The 17,634-nt window shown below is 66.3% G+C and carries 9 protein-coding genes and 2 tRNA genes; 10 read left to right on the forward strand and 1 reads right to left on the reverse strand.

The window, feature by feature from the left end:
- Positions 1–121: 121 nt before the first annotated feature.
- The 10 genes from IPI67_14575 (at position 122) to IPI67_14620 (ending at position 13,861) form a co-directional block, all read left to right on the forward strand.
- Positions 122–195 (forward strand) — tRNA-Ile (locus tag IPI67_14575).
- 47 nt (positions 196–242) lie between these two features.
- Positions 243–1,004, forward strand: a complete 762-nt coding sequence (locus tag IPI67_14580) for a hypothetical protein (GenBank protein ID MBK7581424.1) — start codon at positions 243–245, stop codon at positions 1,002–1,004.
- A gap of 40 nt (positions 1,005–1,044) precedes the next feature.
- The gene (locus IPI67_14585; protein ID MBK7581425.1) at positions 1,045–2,349 is read left to right on the forward strand and encodes a serine/threonine protein kinase; all 1,305 of its coding nucleotides are present in this window, start codon (positions 1,045–1,047) and stop codon (positions 2,347–2,349) included.
- A 79-nt stretch (positions 2,350–2,428) separates the two neighbouring features.
- Positions 2,429–3,043, forward strand: coding sequence for a hypothetical protein (locus IPI67_14590; protein ID MBK7581426.1), 615 nt, complete (start codon positions 2,429–2,431; stop codon positions 3,041–3,043).
- Positions 3,044–3,104: 61 nt separating this feature from the next.
- The gene (locus tag IPI67_14595) at positions 3,105–5,360 is read left to right on the forward strand and encodes a serine protein kinase PrkA (protein ID MBK7581427.1); all 2,256 of its coding nucleotides are present in this window, start codon (positions 3,105–3,107) and stop codon (positions 5,358–5,360) included.
- Between the two features lie 9 nt (positions 5,361–5,369).
- Positions 5,370–6,635, forward strand: coding sequence for an APC family permease (locus tag IPI67_14600; protein MBK7581428.1), 1,266 nt, complete (start codon positions 5,370–5,372; stop codon positions 6,633–6,635).
- A gap of 178 nt (positions 6,636–6,813) precedes the next feature.
- Positions 6,814–11,448 carry a hypothetical protein gene (locus IPI67_14605; GenBank protein ID MBK7581429.1) on the forward strand — a complete coding sequence of 1,545 codons (4,635 nt, stop codon included), beginning with the start codon at positions 6,814–6,816 and terminating at the stop codon, positions 11,446–11,448.
- Between the two features lie 151 nt (positions 11,449–11,599).
- Complete coding sequence (locus tag IPI67_14610; protein ID MBK7581430.1) at positions 11,600–12,400, forward strand: TatD family hydrolase; 801 nt, start codon at positions 11,600–11,602, stop codon at positions 12,398–12,400.
- A 6-nt stretch (positions 12,401–12,406) separates the two neighbouring features.
- Positions 12,407–13,750: a TonB family protein gene (locus tag IPI67_14615; protein MBK7581431.1), complete on the forward strand. Its 1,344-nt coding sequence runs from the start codon at positions 12,407–12,409 to the stop codon at positions 13,748–13,750.
- A gap of 37 nt (positions 13,751–13,787) precedes the next feature.
- Positions 13,788–13,861 (forward strand) — tRNA-Met (locus tag IPI67_14620).
- A 39-nt stretch (positions 13,862–13,900) separates the two neighbouring features.
- On the opposite strand, the gene IPI67_14625 is transcribed toward IPI67_14620, so the two are convergent.
- Positions 13,901–17,632 (reverse strand): VCBS repeat-containing protein, encoded by a 3,732-nt coding sequence (locus IPI67_14625; protein MBK7581432.1) that lies wholly within the window; start codon positions 17,630–17,632, stop codon positions 13,901–13,903.
- Between the last annotated feature and the right edge of the window lie 2 nt (positions 17,633–17,634).

The raw sequence follows: 17,634 nt of genomic DNA on the forward strand, positions 1-17,634 counted from the left end.
CGTCGGCTGTTGCCCCACCCGCGGCGTTCGACTAGGTTTCCGGGCGTGGAGCTTGCATGGGTCCGCGTTCCTTCCCAGTCGCCTAAACCCGGCCGAAGGTGCGCCCCCAATTCGAGCCGGCGGGCCTATAGCTCAATCGGTCAGAGTCCCCGGCTCATAACCGGGCAGTTCCTGGTTCGAACCCAGGTGGGCCCACAAACGTTCTACGGGGGATCCTCAACGCCAGGGAGCCGTGTTCGTCCGTGAAATTGCAAGCTCAAATCGACGCCCTCGAACGCCTCACAGCTTTGGATTCGGAGCTCAAAGACCTCCAAGAGCAGCTCGCTCGCGAGCGAGAGGAGCTCGCTACCAAGCGGCAGTCGCTGCAAGACCTCGACGGCAAGATCACGCGTGATCGCCAGAGTGTCGAGGACATGGAGCGCATGCGGAACGAGCTGATGCTCGAGCTGCGGCAGATGAGCAATCAGATCGAGAAGTCCAGGGAGAAACTCTCCCGCTGCCGCACGGAACGCGAGGCCAATGCTGCGCAGCGCGAGGTCGAGGAGCTTCGCAAGCTGTTTCGTGATCGAGAGATCGAGATCGAACGACTGAACGGGCTCGCCGAATCCGCCCGCGCCGGCATCGAGACCACCACCGTCGATCGCGATCAGATTTCCGGTGAGCTCGGTGAGACCGAAGGGGCGACGACCACTCGCCTCAGCGAGGCCGAGGCCCAGGCCGCGGAGAAGGAAAAGGCTCGCAAGGAGCTGGTCGCCTTGGTCCTGCCGACGCTCTATCGACGCTACGAGCTGGTGCGCAAACGCCGCGGCACCGCCCTGGCCCACACGACCGAGGGCACGTGCAGCGAGTGCCACATGCGCCTACCGCCGATGCTCTACCAGCAGCTGCGCCAGAGCGACGACTTCGGCCAGTGCCCGAGCTGCAACCGCATCTTGTACTTCCGCATCGACGTGCCGTCCGACGAGGCATCTCAGTCGGAGGAAGGCCCGTCCACGGGGGCGTGAGCGCCGTGCTGATCAGGGCATCAGGGGGGTCGGAAGGCGCATGAAGGCCTGTTCCGAGTGCAACCGGCTGTACCCCGACGACGCGGGCTTCTGTCCCGTCGACGGCAAGGAGCTGGTCAGCGCCACGCTGGCGCCGGTCGCCGCAGCCGACGATGACGCGCGCATCGGCCAGGTGATGTGCAGCCGCTACCAGGTTCGGCGCGTCGTGGCGGACGGCGGCATGGGCCGCGTCTACGAGGCCCTCGACATGGTGGAGCGGCGCAACGTCGCCCTGAAGATCCTCCACCCGGACGTCGCGACCGACAACGTGTCGCTCGAGCGCTTCAAGCGCGAGTTCGAGGTCAGCCAGCTGTTGCCTCACAATCACATCGTGGAGGTCAGCGATTTTCAGGCGACCCACGACGGCAGCTACGCACTGGTGATGGAGTTCCTCTACGGTGAGGAGCTGCGCGCGATGCTCAAGCGGGAGCAGGTCATGCCGCCGGAGCGGGTGATCCGCATGATCAGCCAGATTGCGCTGGCGCTCGACGAGGCGCACGCCCGGAAGCTGGTGCACCGCGATCTGAAGCCCGACAACGTGTTTCTGTGTCAGACGCGCGAGGGCGACATCGTCAAGATCCTCGATTTCGGCTCGGTCAAGGACAAGAGCGATCCGGCGAAAAAGCTGACGGTGATGGGCACGACCATCGGCTCGCCCTACTACATGGCCCCCGAGCAGGCACAGGGGCTCGAGACGCTGGACCACCGCGCCGACGTCTGGGCCCTTGCCGCGATCTCGTACGAGTGTTTGACCGGTACCGTTCCGTTCAAGGGCAACAACGGCCCGAGCATCTTGCTCGAGATCCTGACGAAAGATCCCACGCCGCCGAGCGTGGCCGCAGCCGGTCGAGCGCATACCGTCCCGCCGACGGTGGACCGGGTGATGGTGCACGCCTTCAAGAAGAATCCCTCCCTCCGGATCGGCTCCGTCGGCGCCTTCGCCGATGCACTCGGCCACGCCTTTGGGCTCACGGGCACACACCAGGAGTGGGCCACCGTGCCCCAGGACCAGCTTGGAGCGACGGTCACCGCGCGGCTCCCGGAGATGATGGTCGCCGCCGCTCCTCCGCCCGCCGACGCGGCCGACAACTTCTTCGGCGAGAGCGAGGCCTTCGGTGCGCAGTCCATGGGGGTTTCGCCTGCGGCCATGGGCGCGCATCCGATGGCTCCGCAGGGTGTGTATCAGGATGACCTGGTCCCCATGGGTGTGCCCAAGTCCGGCAATTTCGGGCTGCTCCTGGCGGTCGCCGTTGGGGGCATCGCGCTGCTGGTTGGTGTGTTGATCGTCGTCGTCCTGTTTCGCTGAGACGAACCCCCCGGGCGGCGACCCGAGTCCACCTGGCAGCTGTGGCCCGACGCCGGGCCGTGTGGTATCGAGAGCTGTCATGAAGGCCTCGTTCTCCAAGCGTCTCTCACTGGCATTGCTGATCCCTGCCGCCGCGCTCGCGTTCGCGTGCAGCAAAGAGGCGACGCCGACCGCCGAGCAGCCGAAGCCGCCGATTGGGAACACTCCCACGGAGGTGACTCCGGCAACGGTGGCGGGCGACAAGTCCGGAACGGAGCCTGCGGCTGCGAAAGAGGGCGACGAGGCGAACACCGATGGGGTTGGTGCCGACGTCGCGGGCGCCAAGCCGAGCTACGCCGAGACCAACTTCACGCTCGGAATGAAGGCCTCTGGTAGCTACAAGGCAGGGCAAGAGGGCAGCGTCGAGATCGTGCTCGAGGCCAAGGCGCCCTTCCACGCCAACGACAAGTACCCCTACAAGTTCAAGGTCGCCGAGACCGTCGGGGTGACCTTCCCGGAGCCCATCGTCAAGAAGGACAAAGCCAAGGTGGAGCACATGAGCGTCAGCATGCCCGTGGCGTTCACCGGGGCCGCCGCCGGCAAGAAGAAGATCCTCAGGCGTGTTCCACTTCTCGGTCTGCACGGACGACAAATGCCTGATCGAGAAGCGCGCGCTCGCGCTCGAAGTCGACGTCAAATAGTCAGCGGCTGCTGACAAAAGCCGAGTGAGCGCGCCGGGTGATCGGGGCCGGCGCCGATCTGGTAGGCTCGTGCCCATGGGTGGCAAGCGCATCCTCGACGAGCTGCGGTTGATCGCGGAGCAGGTCCAGCGAGGGTTCGAGCAAGAGCGGCGGGTGCTCTCCTTCCAGGAATACCTCGAGCTCTTTGCGACCGATCCCGTCGGTCATTCGCGGGATGCGTCGCGCTACCTCAGGGACATGTTCGTTCACTACGGTCGAGAGAACGTGGAGCGACCGTGGGGCACCGAGACTCGCTTCCGTTTGTTCGATCAGCCCTTCGAAGAGGTCGCAGGCGTAGCTCACGACGCACTCGTCGGTCAGGAGGCGCTGCAGGGTGAGCTGTTCCGCGTGCTGGAGAATTTCGTCCGGGAGGGGCGCCCGAATCGTGTCTTGTTGATGCATGGTCCGAACGGTTCGGCCAAGAGCACGGCCGCCGCCTGCATCATGCACGCGCTCGAGCAGTACTCCGCGCTCGACGTCGGCGCGCTCTATCGGTTTCACTGGGTCTTCCCCAGCCAGCGCGAGCTCAAGGGTGCGATCGGTTTTGGTGGGCGCCGGGCGGCGGGTGCGCCGGACGACGGCAGTTATGCTCACTTGCCCGAAGACCAGATCGACGCCCGGCTGTTCGTCGAGGTCCGTGATCACCCGTTGTTCCTCTTGCCGCACGAGGCGCGAGCGGCAGTGCTCGAGCGCACCTACCGCGAGGCTGGCGCGACGGAGCCCCCGCCGAGCTGGATCTTCCAGGGCAGCCTCTCGCACAAGAGCAAACAGGTATACGAGGCGCTGCTCACGAGCTACGGCGGCTCCCTCGAGGAAGTGCTCCGCCACGTCCAGGTGGAGCGATACTTCATTTCCCAGCGCTATCGCGTGGGAGCCGTGACGCTCGGTCCGCAGCTGTCCGTCGACGCCGGTGAGCGACAGGTGACCGCCGACCGTTCGCTCAGCGCCCTGCCGTCTGCGCTGCAGGCCGTGACGCTGTTCGAGGCCTTCGGCGAGCTGATCGAGGCCGCCGGTGGCCTGCTGGAGTTCTCGGACATCTTGAAGCGCCCGCTCGATGCCTTCAAGTACCTGCAGATCACCGCCGAGACCGGCGAGGTCGCCCTGCGATCCCAGACCGTGCAGGTGAACTGCGTGATGTTGGCGAGCGGCAACGAGCTGCACCTCGACGCATTCCGCGAGCACCCGGAGTTCGAGAGCTTCCGCGGTCGCCTCGAGCTTTTGAAGGTCCCGTACCTGCGGAGTTGGCTCGAAGAGCAGCGCATCTACGACGCTCAGATCGCGCCGCAGGTCCGGAAACACGTCGCCCCGCACGCGACTCGCATGGCGGCGATGTTCGCCGTTCTGACCCGCATGCGTCGACCGAACTCCGATCGCTACGAAAAACCTCTGAAGAGCCTGGTCGGTGATCTGACCGCGATGGAGAAGCTGGACCTCTACGCCACGGGCACGGCGCCTGCCCGGCTGGACGAAGAGAGCCAGAAGGTCCTGCGCGCGTCCATCGGTGACCTCTACTACGAGAGTGACACCTACCCGATCTACGAAGGGTCGACGGGGGCCAGCCCGAGGGAGATGCGCACGTTGCTGCTGGATGCGGCGCAGAGCCCGCTCTACAGCTGTTTGTCGCCGCTGGCGGTGCTCGAAGAGCTCGACCGGCTGTGTGAGCGCACGAGCGAGTACGCATGGCTTCAGGAGGAGAAGGTCGCCGGCAGTTATCACGACCATCGCCAATTTCGCCTGGAGCTGCGCGAGCGTCTGCTGGAGACGCTCGAGGACGAGCTGCGGGTGGCCAGCGGGTTGGTGGACGAGACTCGGTACCGCGAGCTCTTCGACCGCTACATCACCCACGTGAGTTACTGGGTGAAGGGGGAGAAGCTGCGAAACCCGCTGACTGGACAGTACGAAGATCCGGATCCTCGCCTGATGGGTGAAGTCGAGACTTTGCTCGGCTCCGCCGACAAGGCCGAGGACCTGCGGCACTCCTTGATCAGTCGAGTTGCGGCCTGGGCCATCGATCACCCCGGCGACGTGATCGACAACAGTCTGGTTTTTTCCTTGCAGCTGAAGCGCATGCAAGATGCTGTCTTCGGCGAGCGGCGAGTCGCGGTAGCCAAGCTCGCGCGCGACCTGGTCGTGCTCCTGTGTGAAGAGGGAAGTGGGCTCGACGAGCCTCGCCGGGTCGAAGTGCAGGCGGCCGCCGAGCGCATGAAGGCACGCTACGGATATCAAGACGGTTCGCTGGCCGACGCGGTCACGGTGTTGCAGAGAGAGCGGTTCGGCGACCTCTTGCACTGAGGTCCCGTCGTGCGTGACCGAATCGAGTCGCCGGCGGCAAGACGAAGCCTCGGGTTCGGCAGCCTGCTGACGCTCGGGGTGAACGGAATCGTCGGGGTGGGGATCTTCTTTGCGCCGAGCGAAGTGGCGGCACTCGTGCCGGGCACCGCCGGGTTGTCCGTGTACGTGCTGACGACCTTGTGTCTGCTCCCGATCGCTTTTGCCTACGCTGCCCTGGGCAGTCGCTTCGACGAGGACGGCGGGCCGTACGTATGGGCCCGGGCGGCCTTCGGCCCGACCGCCGGTTTTGCCGTGGGCTGGGTGGCCTACGTGTCCGCGCTCTTCAGCACCTCGGCCGTGATCGCCGGGCTCGCGCAGCATGCGGGCCCGCTGCTCGGTTTTCACGGCGAGGTCGGACAGCGTCTGTTCGCGGTGCTTGCGGTGCTCGCGCTGTCCGCGGTTGCATCGAGTGGCCTCTCGCCGAGTGCGTGGGTGTGGAGCGGCATCACCGTGCTCAAGCTCTTGCCGTTGCTGTTGATAGCGGCGCTGTTCCTGATGGCGGGCCCCACACTGCCGAGCGCGGACGCACCGGCGCGCGCGGATTTCGCCCGTGCGGCCCTGGTCGTGGTGTTCGCGACGCAGGGTTTCGAGATCGTGCCGGTGCCAGCGGGCAACGCTCGGGGTTCGGCGCGGGTGGTTCCCGCCGCGACGATCCTGTCGCTGGTCGCGGCGTCAGCCCTGTATGTGGTGCTGCACGCCGCCTGTTTGACCTCGCTCCCCGGGCTGGCGGTCGAACCGGCACCGCTGGTGGCTGCCGGCAACGCCCTCGGCGGCGCGCGCGTCGCCCGAATGGTCGCCGTCGGCACCAACCTCTCGGCCCTGGGGATTGCCTTTGGGATGTTCGCGATGACGCCGCGCTACCTGGCCGCGCTCGGGCGCCCGGACGGTCTCGGTCTCTGGGTGGCGCGAGAAGACCGGCGGCACGTCCCGCAGCGTGCGCTCTGGCTCACGGCGCTTGCGGTGAGTGCAGCGGTGGTCTCGGGACGCCTGATGGAGTTGTTCGCGCTGTCGAGCGTCGCGGTCGTGGCGCAGTACGGCATGAGCGTGGCTGCCCTCGCCAAACTCTCGTTTCGACGCACGCTTGGGCTCTCTCCCTGGCACGCGCTGGCGGCTCCGCTCGCGCTAGGTGCGGTCTGGTTGGTTGCCCGAGCCGCGCGAGCCGGCGAGCTACTCGTGGCGGCCGGCGTACTTGCACTCGGCGCTCTGGTGCTCGGTGTGCGTCGACGCCTTGCCTAGGGCGGATGCTCGGTCCTGCGGATTTTCCAGGGGAATTGGAACGGCAATTCGGCCATTTTTCGGGCTGGCCGTCGGGCCGCTTGGGTGTAGGCTACCGCCGCTCGGGGCAGAGCCGGCGTGGGCGCGCAGGCACTTGAAACGTCACCTTGGCGGCCGTCGAGTTACGGGAGGAGTGCGGATGTCATTCGCGTCGAAGTGGCTGAAGTTGGGTGTGCTCACAGCGCTGGTCGGTTTGGCCGGTGGTTGCGCCGATGAGCGTGAACCGATCAACAAGGTTCAGGCAAACGCCCTGGCGAAGAGCTTCTTCGTCGGGGATGACTTGAAGACGCCGGAGGACGACCCGGAGTTTTACACAGCGGCGACCATCACCGACGTCCCCTACGGAGCAGATCAGGCGGGGGTATTTCCGGGGCTGGTCGGCGGACTGCGTCGGGTCAAATGGGAGATCCTCGAAGACGTGCTCAACGCGCGCATGACCTACGAGGAAATCGAGGGCTCGGACGGCCACGGAAACCGCAAGACGAACACCGGCCGGGTCATCGGCTCCTGGCACATCAAGGCGCATTTCGACGTCAAGCGCGCCTACAACGCCACCACGGGCGAGGAGCTGAACGTCATCGAGGAGAACTCGAGTGACCGGCCCTGGTACGAGCGCAAGTACTTCCGCGTCGACTGGTCGCAGAACCTGGTCGCCAGCTCGATGGGCTGGGACCCGATCGCTCAGCAGGGCGCCTTCGGCGACAGCCTCGATACCGAGAGCCTTCAGTACTACGTCGATGATCCGAACAACCCGGACGCCCCGCATTTCGACGGCAAGGACGGCTACTTCGACGTCACCAACAAACTCTACCTCAAGCCGAAGATGGTGACCGTCTTTGGCCAGACGGTGAACGCCTGCCTGTATCGTGGAAGCATCGTCATCGGGGCGACGGCGCCCTGGGGCAACTGCGAAAACAGCGAGGTCACGATCCGTTATTCGTTCAAGAAGGTCGCCCAGCCCGGGGACAAGAACTACACGGACTACGAGCCGATCCACTGGGACGGCTCCCGCATGAACTCGTTCGGTGTCTTCACCCAGGACCGCATGGGCTGGGACAACCGCTACGGCATCATCGACAACGAGTGGCGGCGCTTCGCCCAGCGCTACAACATCTGGGCTCAGAGCCACACGACCGTCGAGTGCAATACGCCGGCGCAGCTCACGGCCAAGCTGGATCCCCACACGGACGCGGACCAAAACGGCACCGAGGATCAATGCGAGACGGCCGGCATCGGGTCGCGCTGTGATGACCTGTCGGGCCTGTGCACGATCCCGTACGCCAAGCGCGAGCTGCGCCCCGTGGTCTGGCGCTACACGGTCGGTCCCGAGAACGACACGGTGATCTTCGACGCCACGAGGCGAGCGACATTCGAGTGGGACATTGCGATCCGAGGCGCCGTGCAAGCCGCGCGTTTGGTCGAGTGCAAGCGCACCGCTGGCAAGAGCGCGGGCTTGCCGGACGCGGCGGCGTGTGCGGGGCAGTTCCCGATGAAGGCCGGGGAAGAGGCCGCCGACATGGCCCCGACCTACGCGAGCATCCGCCCGATGGTGGTGCTCTGCCACAACCCGGTGGCGGAGGGCGATGATGGCGCCTGCGGGGACATCGGCATGACGGTACGGCCGGGCGACATCCGCTACCACCACGTGAACGTCTGGCCGACGCGTCAGAATCAGTCCCCGTGGGGATACGGACCGACGCTCGCCGATCCACTCACCGGTGAGGCGATCAGTGCGGGCATCAACGTGTACAACGCCGTCACGGACACCGCGGCCCAGAGCTTCGTCGACCAGTTGCGCTGGCTGAACGGTGAGCTGAAGAGCGCTGACATCTCGACGGGCTCCTACATCCGCGACTGGGTGTCGCTGGACAACGACAAAGGGGGGCAGGGCGCCCGTGAGCTCGCGGGTGGTTTCAAGATGACCCGCGCGGAGATCAACAAGCGCATGGCGGGCATCAAGGGCCTCAACGCCGAGGCGGTCAAACCCGAAGCGGTCGCGAAGGCAAAGGCGCTGCTCGACCCCCGCAAGGTGCGCGAAGATCTCAAGACGGACCTGTGGTGGAACCGCTTGCCGCCCGAAGTTGGCGGCAGCGGCCGCGCGGAGTTCGACCAGCGCATCAACGCCGCGAAGGGCACCAAGATCGAGGCCCAGCTCATGAACAGCATGTGGTCGCAGATGGCGGGTGTGGACCCCTCGAAGCCCGTGGACGACGCGGTGCTCGAGCAGGCCTCGCCGCTGCGCGGAATGCGCTCCCACATCCTGCGCGAAGCGGAGCAGCAGGTTCACCTGAACCTGGCGAAACACGGTCAGTGCATCGTCGGTGCGCCCGAGCCCACTGGGCTGCCGGCGCTCTCGCGGGTGATCAAGAAGAAGTTCCCGGCGGGGGCGAGTGAGACTCCTGGTGAGACCAAGGTCCGCGTCGACCGCATGTGGGACTACCTGCGAGGGCGCATGCACTACGCGGTGATTGCCCACGAGATGGGTCACACCGTCGGCTTTCGCCACAACTTCGTCAGCTCTTACGACAAGTTCAACTGGCGGCCGCAGTACTGGCAGCTGCGCACGGACAACGACACCGTCAACGAGCCGTGCACGGACGCGGTCGACGACGGAAAATCGTGTGTTGGGCCGCGTTACTGGGACCCAATCACGAAGGAGGAGCACGACAACTCCATCTACACCTGGCAGCACACCACCACGATGGACTACGCGGGTGATCTGACGCAGGACATGCTGGGTCTGGGCGTGTACGACTACGCCGGCACGCGTATGTTCTACGGCGACGTCGTCGACGTGATGAACGATCCTGCGATGGTCGCGACGGTGCGCAACAAGGACGGAGAGATCGTCGTCGAGGGCACGCCGGCGGGCAACGAAGTTGCCGGCTTGGTGGACTTCGCGGGTGGGCTCCTGGGTCAGGTCGTTGCGCGCCCGGACGACAACTGGGGCAGCAACGCCGAAGAGCTGATGCACTACTCGGAGTGGAACAAGTGGTTCCACTTCATCCGCGATTGCAAGCCTGCGGACACCTCGCCGCCCGCCGACTGGGATGCCCAGAAGGACGGTGAGTACGACCCGCTGTTCGACGGCCACATCGTCAAGGGGACACGCTGCGAGCGCGCGCCGGTCGATTACGTCGGGTACACGGAGCTGTTGCCCGATCAGCTGTCGGACCAGACGGGCACGAACCCGCGCTTCTTCACCTCGCGCCGGGCGCGGGACCTCACGGGTCGGCCGCGCATGCCGTACGGGTTCGAGTCCGACGAGTACGCGGACGGCTGGTCACCGTCGACCTATCGCCACGACAACGGTGGCGATTTGTTCGAGGAGCTGACCTTTCACTCGAACCTGTATGAAAGCCGGCACATCTTCGACAACTTCCGCAACGGCCGGGTCAACTTCACGGTCTACGGTGCCTACCAGCGCGCGCTCAGCCGCTACCACGCCAAGATCAGTGGACTCACCCAGGGTGTTGCGTACGTCGCGGGCTTTTATGCGCACGAGTATGCAAAGAACCTCGGCATACCCCTGGCCACCATCCTGAGCGCCTACTTCGGTCAGGGTGGCTATTTCTACGACACGGGCGTGGGCGCGGCCCTCGGGTTCGATCATTTCGCCCGCGTGCTGACCCGGCCGCACATCGGTCCGCACTACGCGGAGAGCTCCGATCCGCAGAGCCCACTCCTGCCGGAAGACGATGTCATTGGTGGTGTGTCCGCCGGCGCCGGGATCGACCCGACGCTGGTCGACATTCCGAACGGGGCGAGCGTTGCGGCGAGCGGCGACGTGTCGTTCGGTGGCAAGCCGCTGAGCAACGATTTTCAGTTTGGTCAGGGCTACTGGACCATCGATTACCTGAACCAGTCCGGCTCGTACTACGAAAAGACGTACGCGTTCGAGGCCATGCTGGAGGCGTCCTACCGGTCGTTCAACTTCTGGCGCTTCGACGGCCTCGATGCGCGGTTCGGGCACATCAACTACACCGATCTCTGGGGCGACGGCATGCGTCGCATGATCGGCTCGATGCTGACCGGCGACCGCGGACTGTTCGCCGCTCGAGTCACTTCCGAACCGAACGGTGCGCCGCACATCGTCGAGACCGACAGCGGTCCAAAGTACCCGGAGAGCCCACTTGGCTGGGTGTCGTTCATCTCACCCAACGGTCCGGAGATCTGCTGGCCGGTCAACGGTACGCTGCTCTGCCAGACGGCGCTTGGCGACCAGGTCGGGGGTGGAAACACACTGAAGGGCTCACGCCCGGTCGATCCACAGCTTGGCTACGAGGTGCAAAAGTTCATCCTGTTCTGGTCCTACGTGTACCTGCCGACGGCGGAGACCTGGGACTGGGTCGACCTGATGCGCATGTACAAGCTCGGGTCGGACCTCGATCCGGGCTACTTGCCGAAACAGCGCGTCGAGTGGCGTGATCCGGAGACCGGACAGCGTTATCTCGCCAAGCGCTACGGCGACGAGACCCTGCTCGGCAAGAAATACGACAAGGGTATCGCTGCCAAGATGGTGCAGTGGGCGAACACACTCACCGCCGAGGCTTACGAGCTCGACGCAACCACGCCGTTCGATCCCGACACCGGCGCGGCGAACATCAAGCTCGATAGCGAGGGCAAGCCCATCTACAAGGGCGCCACGATCTGCGACGACAACAAGAAGTGTGTCGAGCTGCGGCTGTACCGCGGGTTGATGGACTTTGCTCGTGATACCGCGGCGACCCTCGGCTTCCCGGAGCCAGCGTTGCAGGTCTACGGCGGCAACTGAGCTGAATCGGGCGCGGTAGCGCACGGAGTTGGCCGAACGCCGGTCCGTCTCCGTGTGTGCCGCGCGCGATGTGGTACCTCCATCCGCGTGGCGCGGCCCCGGCGTACGCTGGCGGCCGTGAGCCGTGGGCCGGATCGCCCGTGAGTGAACCATGCTGATCGACACCCACTGTCACCTCGACGTCAGCTACTTCGCGGAGGGATCCGAGGCGGTCATCGAGCGCGCCCGGGCAGAAGGGGTGTCGGCCTTCGTTTGTATCGGCGTCGGGGGTGAGGCGGCGACACGATCGGCGGTCGAGCTCGCCGGGCGTCGCCCCGACGTGGTTGCGACCGTGGGGGTGCATCCGCACGACGCGGCGAGTTACGGGCCGGACCTGTCGGCGCTCTTGGCCCAGCTTGCGCAGGGACCACGCATTGTCGCCATCGGCGAGGTGGGACTCGACTACCACTACGATCATTCCCCGCGCGAGGTTCAACGCGACGTGTTCTGCACCATGGTCGCGTTTGCCCGGGAGCGACGTCTGCCCATCGTGGTGCACACCCGCGAGGCGGCGGCCGAGACGCTCGAGATCTTGGAGCGGGAAAGGGCAGCGGACGTGGGCGGGGTGATTCACTGTTTCAGTGAGGACCGCGCCTTCGCGGCGCGAGCGCTCGACCTCGGCTTCGACCTTTCGTTCTCGGGCATCGTCACCTTCAAGAACGCGCGAGCGGTTCAGGACGTGGCGGCGTGGGCTCCCGCGGACCGCATCCTGGTCGAGACCGATGCGCCCTACCTGGCTCCGATCCCGCTGCGGGGAAAGCGCTGTGAGCCGGCCCACGTGCTGCACACGGCCCGGGCCATCGCGAGCCTGCGCGGGGTAGATTTGGCGGAGTTGGCCGAGATAACCAGCAAGAATGCCTGCCGGCGCTTCGGGCCGTTGCTGGCGGCGGCGGCGGGCATCAGCCAGAATTGAGGCTGGATGTCCGAGGCCCGTCCGTTCAGAGCACCCGGGGCGCTCGTGGCGTCGGTGCTCTTGCACGGTGCGGCACTGGGCGGTGGTGCTTGGCTCTTTTATCGGTCGATGGCGGAGCCGCGAAGCCTGCCGGCGCCAATGGCGAGCATCGAGGTCAGCGTCGAAGAGCCCGGGCTCACCCTGCCGACCGTGACGGCCGCGGGGCTCTCGGGTGTTGCAGATCCCGAAGCCGTGCCAGAACAACGGCCGACCGCGCTGCCTTTCGGTGGGGAGCGCACACCGCGCCCCGATCTGGACGAAGCGGGACGGGGCGGTACGCGGGAGGCCAGTGAGCGCGCGCTGAACCTGGCGGACAGCGTCGACGGACTCAGCCTCGATCGGGATCCGATGAACCGCCTCGATCGCAGCCAAGTGCAGCGGCTGCGGACTGGCCAACTGCGCGAGTCGTGGGACGATCGGCGGGCCACGCCGAACCCGATGGAGTTGACCTTCGTTGCATCCGGCTCGGGCCGACTCGCGCTGCGTCGACCGGTTGCGGAGCGCGACCCCTCGCGTGGCACGTCGAGTGGCGGAACACCCTCGGAGCTCGGCGCGGTGCTGGGTGGAGTCGCGCTCGACGACGGCGCCGGAGCCTTCGGACCGACCGGTGGCGCGGAGGCCGGGGGGACTCGTGCGCTCGGGGCGCTGGGTACATACAACGGCTCACCCGGGCGAGATCATCGGCGGAGCGCTTCGGTCGTGCTCGCGCGCCCGATGGTGCCCCGCGCGCGCGCGGCAGTGCCTTCGCTGAACAAGGGGCGACCGAACGACGACACGGACAGCTCACAAGATGTCGCGAACGCGGTCGAGTCGTTGATTCACGCGAGCACCGCAGGCGGTCGGGTGGGCAGCGGAGCCGGGGGAGATCCGGGCCCGGGGCGCCCGGCAAGCGGAGGCGCAATCGGCGCCGGCTCGCGTTCGGCGCCCTCGGGTACTGGCGCCGGCGCGCTCAGTGACATCGGCGCGGATCCGGGGGTGATCGGATATTTTCGCGGGGTCGAGCGCAAGGTCGAGCCCTTCTGGCGCAAGGCGTTCCCCGACTGGGCCATCGCGGACGGACGTTCGGGTCTGGTGACGGTGAACCTGGTGATCAACAAGGACGGCAGCCTCGCCGCGCTTGCGGTTCTGCGGCCGAGCGGCATCGAGGAGTTCGATCGCAACGTGGTCGCAGCCATCCGCCGCGCCGCGCCTTTCGCCCGGCTGCCAGTCCGGCTCCTTCCGGGCCCGCAGCCGCTGCGCATGACCTTCGACGCCACCAACCCCGCCGTCGGGCGGGACGGCCCCGGCAAGGGGCGTCGCGGAGGCCCTTGACCAAGGCCGGGTCTACCCCCCATAGTGCCGGCCCCCTGCCGAAGTAGCTCAGCTGGTTAGAGCACGCGCTTCATAAGCGTGGGGTCGTCGGTTCAAGTCCGACCTTCGGCACCGAGTGATGCGTGTCCGGGCGCGGAGCGCCCGCGCGGGTCACGCCGCGCGTCGTCGGCGGCGGGCCAGGAGGGCCGCGAGCGGCGCCAGCAGGAACAAGCCGCTGTCGGGCGGCTCCGAGCCGGCTGCGCGGCACCCACATCCGCCTGCCGCGGCGAGCGACCGCGTCGGGACCTTGTTGGGGCCTTCGGCGATGACGCACTTGCCCTCCGCATCGATCTCTCTGGCGCCGACTCCGCTCTGAAGCTTGCCCTGCTCGAGCGGCGTTGCGTAGTTGCCGGTGTTGCGGTTGTCGTGGCGGAAGCTCTCCCAGCTCACGACATCGTCGGTCTTCCCCTCGGTCTTCCAGGCGTAGAGGAAGCCGCTGCGGCTGTTGACCACGACCTCGAGGCTGTCGTCGCCGTTGATGTCGCCGACCGCCGTCGTTGCGATGACCCAGTTGCCGGTGAACTTCGGCCAGCCCTTGGGCTCGACCCCGCAGGCATCCGTCGCGTGTACGAAGTAGCCGGCGCTGCCGGTGATGACCTCGGGATAACCGTCGCCCGTGATGTCCGCGATCGCTTGGCTGTTGAAGAAGGTGAAGTCCTCCAGCACGACCGGGCTCCCGGGCAGCATGTGCCCCGTCTTTCCACTCCACATCGCCAACAAGTGCTGCGCGGGGCCCTTGGCGGGCTGACTCGAGAGGAGGTTCTGCGCCATGCTGAGCGAGGCGCCGCTGGCCACGATGTCGAGCACGCCGTCCTGGTCGAGGTCCCCCATCGAGGGCTGAGCGAACAGCGGAAACATCGTGTCCGGTTGGTTCGCCTTGGAGTCGGCGCCGAAGATGCTGGTCGGGGCGAGGCCGCGCTGCACGGCGCCGGTGTCGTTGTTCGTGGTGACCGGCAGCGCGTTGGTCGGCGTCGAAGACAAGAGGTTCTGCGTTCCTGGATCCGTGGGCAGAATGTACGGCGCGCTCGCGTTGCCGTGCATCACGGCCTCGGGGACGCCGTCGCCGTCGAAGTCACCCGCCATGGGGGAGTTGCTCACGCCCTCGGCGATGACCGGGAACAGGTTGAACGACACGGTCGAGACCGGCCAGTTCTTCAGATAGGGAGTTGCACCCGCCTTCGTGCCGCGCCCGTCGATCAGGTAAAAAGCCCCGGCGTAGCCGGCCTTGCCCAGTTTTTCGTTGGAGCCGACCAACACGTCGGGGCGCTGGTCGCCGTTGAAATCTGCGACCGCCGCCGAGGTGAAGATGCGGTTGTACTCGCCGCTGCCATCGCCCCCCTCGTAGTGCACACCCACGGGCCAGCCATCGAGCATGCTGCCGTCTGCCTTGAAGATGTAGACCTTGCCGTCGAAAGCTGGCTGGACGATCTCGTACTTCCCGTCGCCATCCATGTCCTCGATGGTCGGGCTGCCGAAGGCGCCGCGCGCGATCCGGGTCTGGGTATCCATGCAAGGTTTGTCCGTCGGTTTGGGCGCGCCCTGCGGACACGACGGAACGTCCGGCAGACGCTGGGGCCAGCCGGTGAGGGCGCTGCCGTCGTTCTTCACCACGTAGACCGTGCCGGAGTAGGACGTGACGACGATGTCCAGCTTGCCGTCCCCGTCGAGGTCGGCGATCGCCGGCGTCGCGACGATGGACTCACCCGCCGAGCTCTTGTCGACCAGACTGTCCGCGCTCGCGTAGCCCGGCGCCGCCAGGTAGCTCGGGGTGAGATTTGGGTTCAGTCCGTCCGCGGGATTGGTCTTGAAGGGGAAGCCCTTCACGTACGCCGGCTTGCCGCTCGCGGTGCTGAGCACGTGCACGCGACCGTCCGAGGTGCCAATGATGATGTCCCTGACGCCATCGCCGTCGATGTCGGCGAGCTTCGGGCTCGATTCACCCGAGGAGCCCAGGTAAAACGGGAAACCGTCCAGCAGATCAGGGTCTTCGTGCACCGAATACGCCCGACGAAGCTCGCCGGCCACGTCCCCGACGGTCCCGCCGTAGTGGGCGATGGCGCGTACCCGAACGGTGATGGTGCGGTCGTTCTCGCCCAGGGGGCTGTCGCTGTCCCGCTCGTGGGTGACGTCGATCTCGCGTACGTCGAGCGACGCGAGCGGGGTGCCGTCGCCGCCGAGCACCGGCACCTCGCTGCTCTTGATGTTCTCGGTCTTCTTGATCAGCTTGAAGGCACCCTCGAGCGGCTGCACTCCGGGTGCCCACTCCACGATCACGGTGTAGAGCGGCGCCCTTCGCGCCTTGACCGTGCCCATGATCGGGACCGCCTGGGTGAGCTGGTCCTTGTACAGGGTCTCGAACCAGAACGGCCGAACGATGTCGACGTCCGGCGGGATCTTCCCGGCCTCGACCCACTCGACTGCGGTGTTGGCGTTGACGCGGCCGTAACCAAAGCGCTGGTCGAAGCCCTCCTGTGACCAGTAGAAATCCGAGCCGGGTTTCTGGGACGCCTCGATGTTGATGTCATCGGCCGTCTTGATGAACAGCTGCAAGACTTCACCGGGGGACAGCGGCGGGTCGAGCTTCGACTGGAGAGCCATCGAATAGACCAAGCCCGCGAGCCCGGAGAGGCGCCCGGTGGCTTCGCTGGAACAGCCGGTCCCCGAGGCCGAGAGGAAGTTCTGGGCGCCGTAGTTGGTGCAGTTGTTGAACGACAGGAAGCTCTTCGCCGTGGTGCTCTGGTCATCCCCACCGAGCATCGTGACGGCGTGCACGGGCATGGTGTGGTTCGCGGTCGCCGGGTAGTTGTGGTGGCGACTGTTCTCGTCGGCCATGCTCGCGACCACCACGGTCCCGCGGCTCCAGGCGTAGTCCATCGCGGTTTGTGCGAAGGGCGTCATGTTGATGGTGCCCAGCGCCTCCTGGATCACCTTCGCGCCATTGTCCGTGGCGTAGACCACGGCCTTGCCGAAATCTTGGACGTCCGCGATGAAGCTGTCGCCGACCCGGAGCAGCGCGAAGCGACACTTGGGGCAAATGCCCGCGTCGCCCATGCCGTTGTTGGTCGCCGCGGCCGAGTCGCGGGCCTCCCCCGTCCCGTGCCCGTAGCGGGTGTCGTCGTACGGGTCGTTGTCGTTCTTCATGAAATCCCAGCCGGAGATGTCGTCGACGTAGCCGTTGCCGTCGTCGTCGATGCCGTCCGAGAAGTTCGCGATCAGATCACCGGCGTCGAGGATGCCGTTCTGGTTCCTGTCGCCCTGCGGATGTTTGCCGTCGTCGGGCGGGGTGAGCCCCGGGTGATCCTTGTAGTCGCCAGCGGTGAAGATGCCGTCGCCGTTGCAATCAAAGAGTTTCTCCGTCGGCTTCGAAGGGTCGAGGGGAGCGCACGCCGAGCTGTCCGCCTTCAGCGGCGCGTGGGTCGCGAGCTCTCCGATGTTCAGGTAGGCCTTCTCCGCCAGATCGGCCTCGTCCCACTTGATGCCGGAGTCGAGGATCGCGATCAGCACGCGGTCGTCACCGATGGTGTGGCGCCATGCCAGATCGACGCTCATGCCAGCGGCCGTCTCGCCCGGGTTCAGCTGCGGCACGAAGGAACCGGGGGAGCGCTCGGGAATGAAGGAGTAGAACTGCCACTGCCCACTCTTGCGCTCGCCCGCCTTGGCGCTGGCCACGTAGGGGTAGGCTGGATCGTTCGGCCAGTACTTGGGGGTCTTCATGTCGTCGACCGTCGCCGTCAGCGGCGGCGGCCAGTCGGCGCGGCTCGGAGCAGCTGCCAAGAGCAGCCAGAGGAAGCCGGCAGAGCCCATGCCCAGGCCAGCGAGGCGGCGAAAAGCGCGATAATTCATGG

This window comes from Myxococcales bacterium (assembly GCA_016706225.1).
In the GTDB taxonomy this organism is placed as follows: domain Bacteria; phylum Myxococcota_A; class Polyangia; order Polyangiales; family Polyangiaceae; genus JADJKB01.

What these genes read in the sequence shown, in the direction of transcription:
- IPI67_14610 (MBK7581430.1), top strand. Translation starts at nt 11,600, where the DNA reads ATGCTGATCGACACCCACTGTCACCTCGACGTCAGCTACTTCGCGGAG.
- IPI67_14615 (MBK7581431.1), top strand. Translation starts at nt 12,407, where the DNA reads ATGTCCGAGGCCCGTCCGTTCAGAGCACCCGGGGCGCTCGTGGCGTCG.
- IPI67_14590 (MBK7581426.1), top strand. Translation starts at nt 2,429, where the DNA reads ATGAAGGCCTCGTTCTCCAAGCGTCTCTCACTGGCATTGCTGATCCCT.
- IPI67_14595 (MBK7581427.1), top strand. Translation starts at nt 3,105, where the DNA reads ATGGGTGGCAAGCGCATCCTCGACGAGCTGCGGTTGATCGCGGAGCAG.
- IPI67_14625 (MBK7581432.1), bottom strand. Translation starts at nt 17,632, where the DNA reads ATGAATTATCGCGCTTTTCGCCGCCTCGCTGGCCTGGGCATGGGCTCT.
- IPI67_14605 (MBK7581429.1), top strand. Translation starts at nt 6,814, where the DNA reads ATGTCATTCGCGTCGAAGTGGCTGAAGTTGGGTGTGCTCACAGCGCTG.
- IPI67_14585 (MBK7581425.1), top strand. Translation starts at nt 1,045, where the DNA reads ATGAAGGCCTGTTCCGAGTGCAACCGGCTGTACCCCGACGACGCGGGC.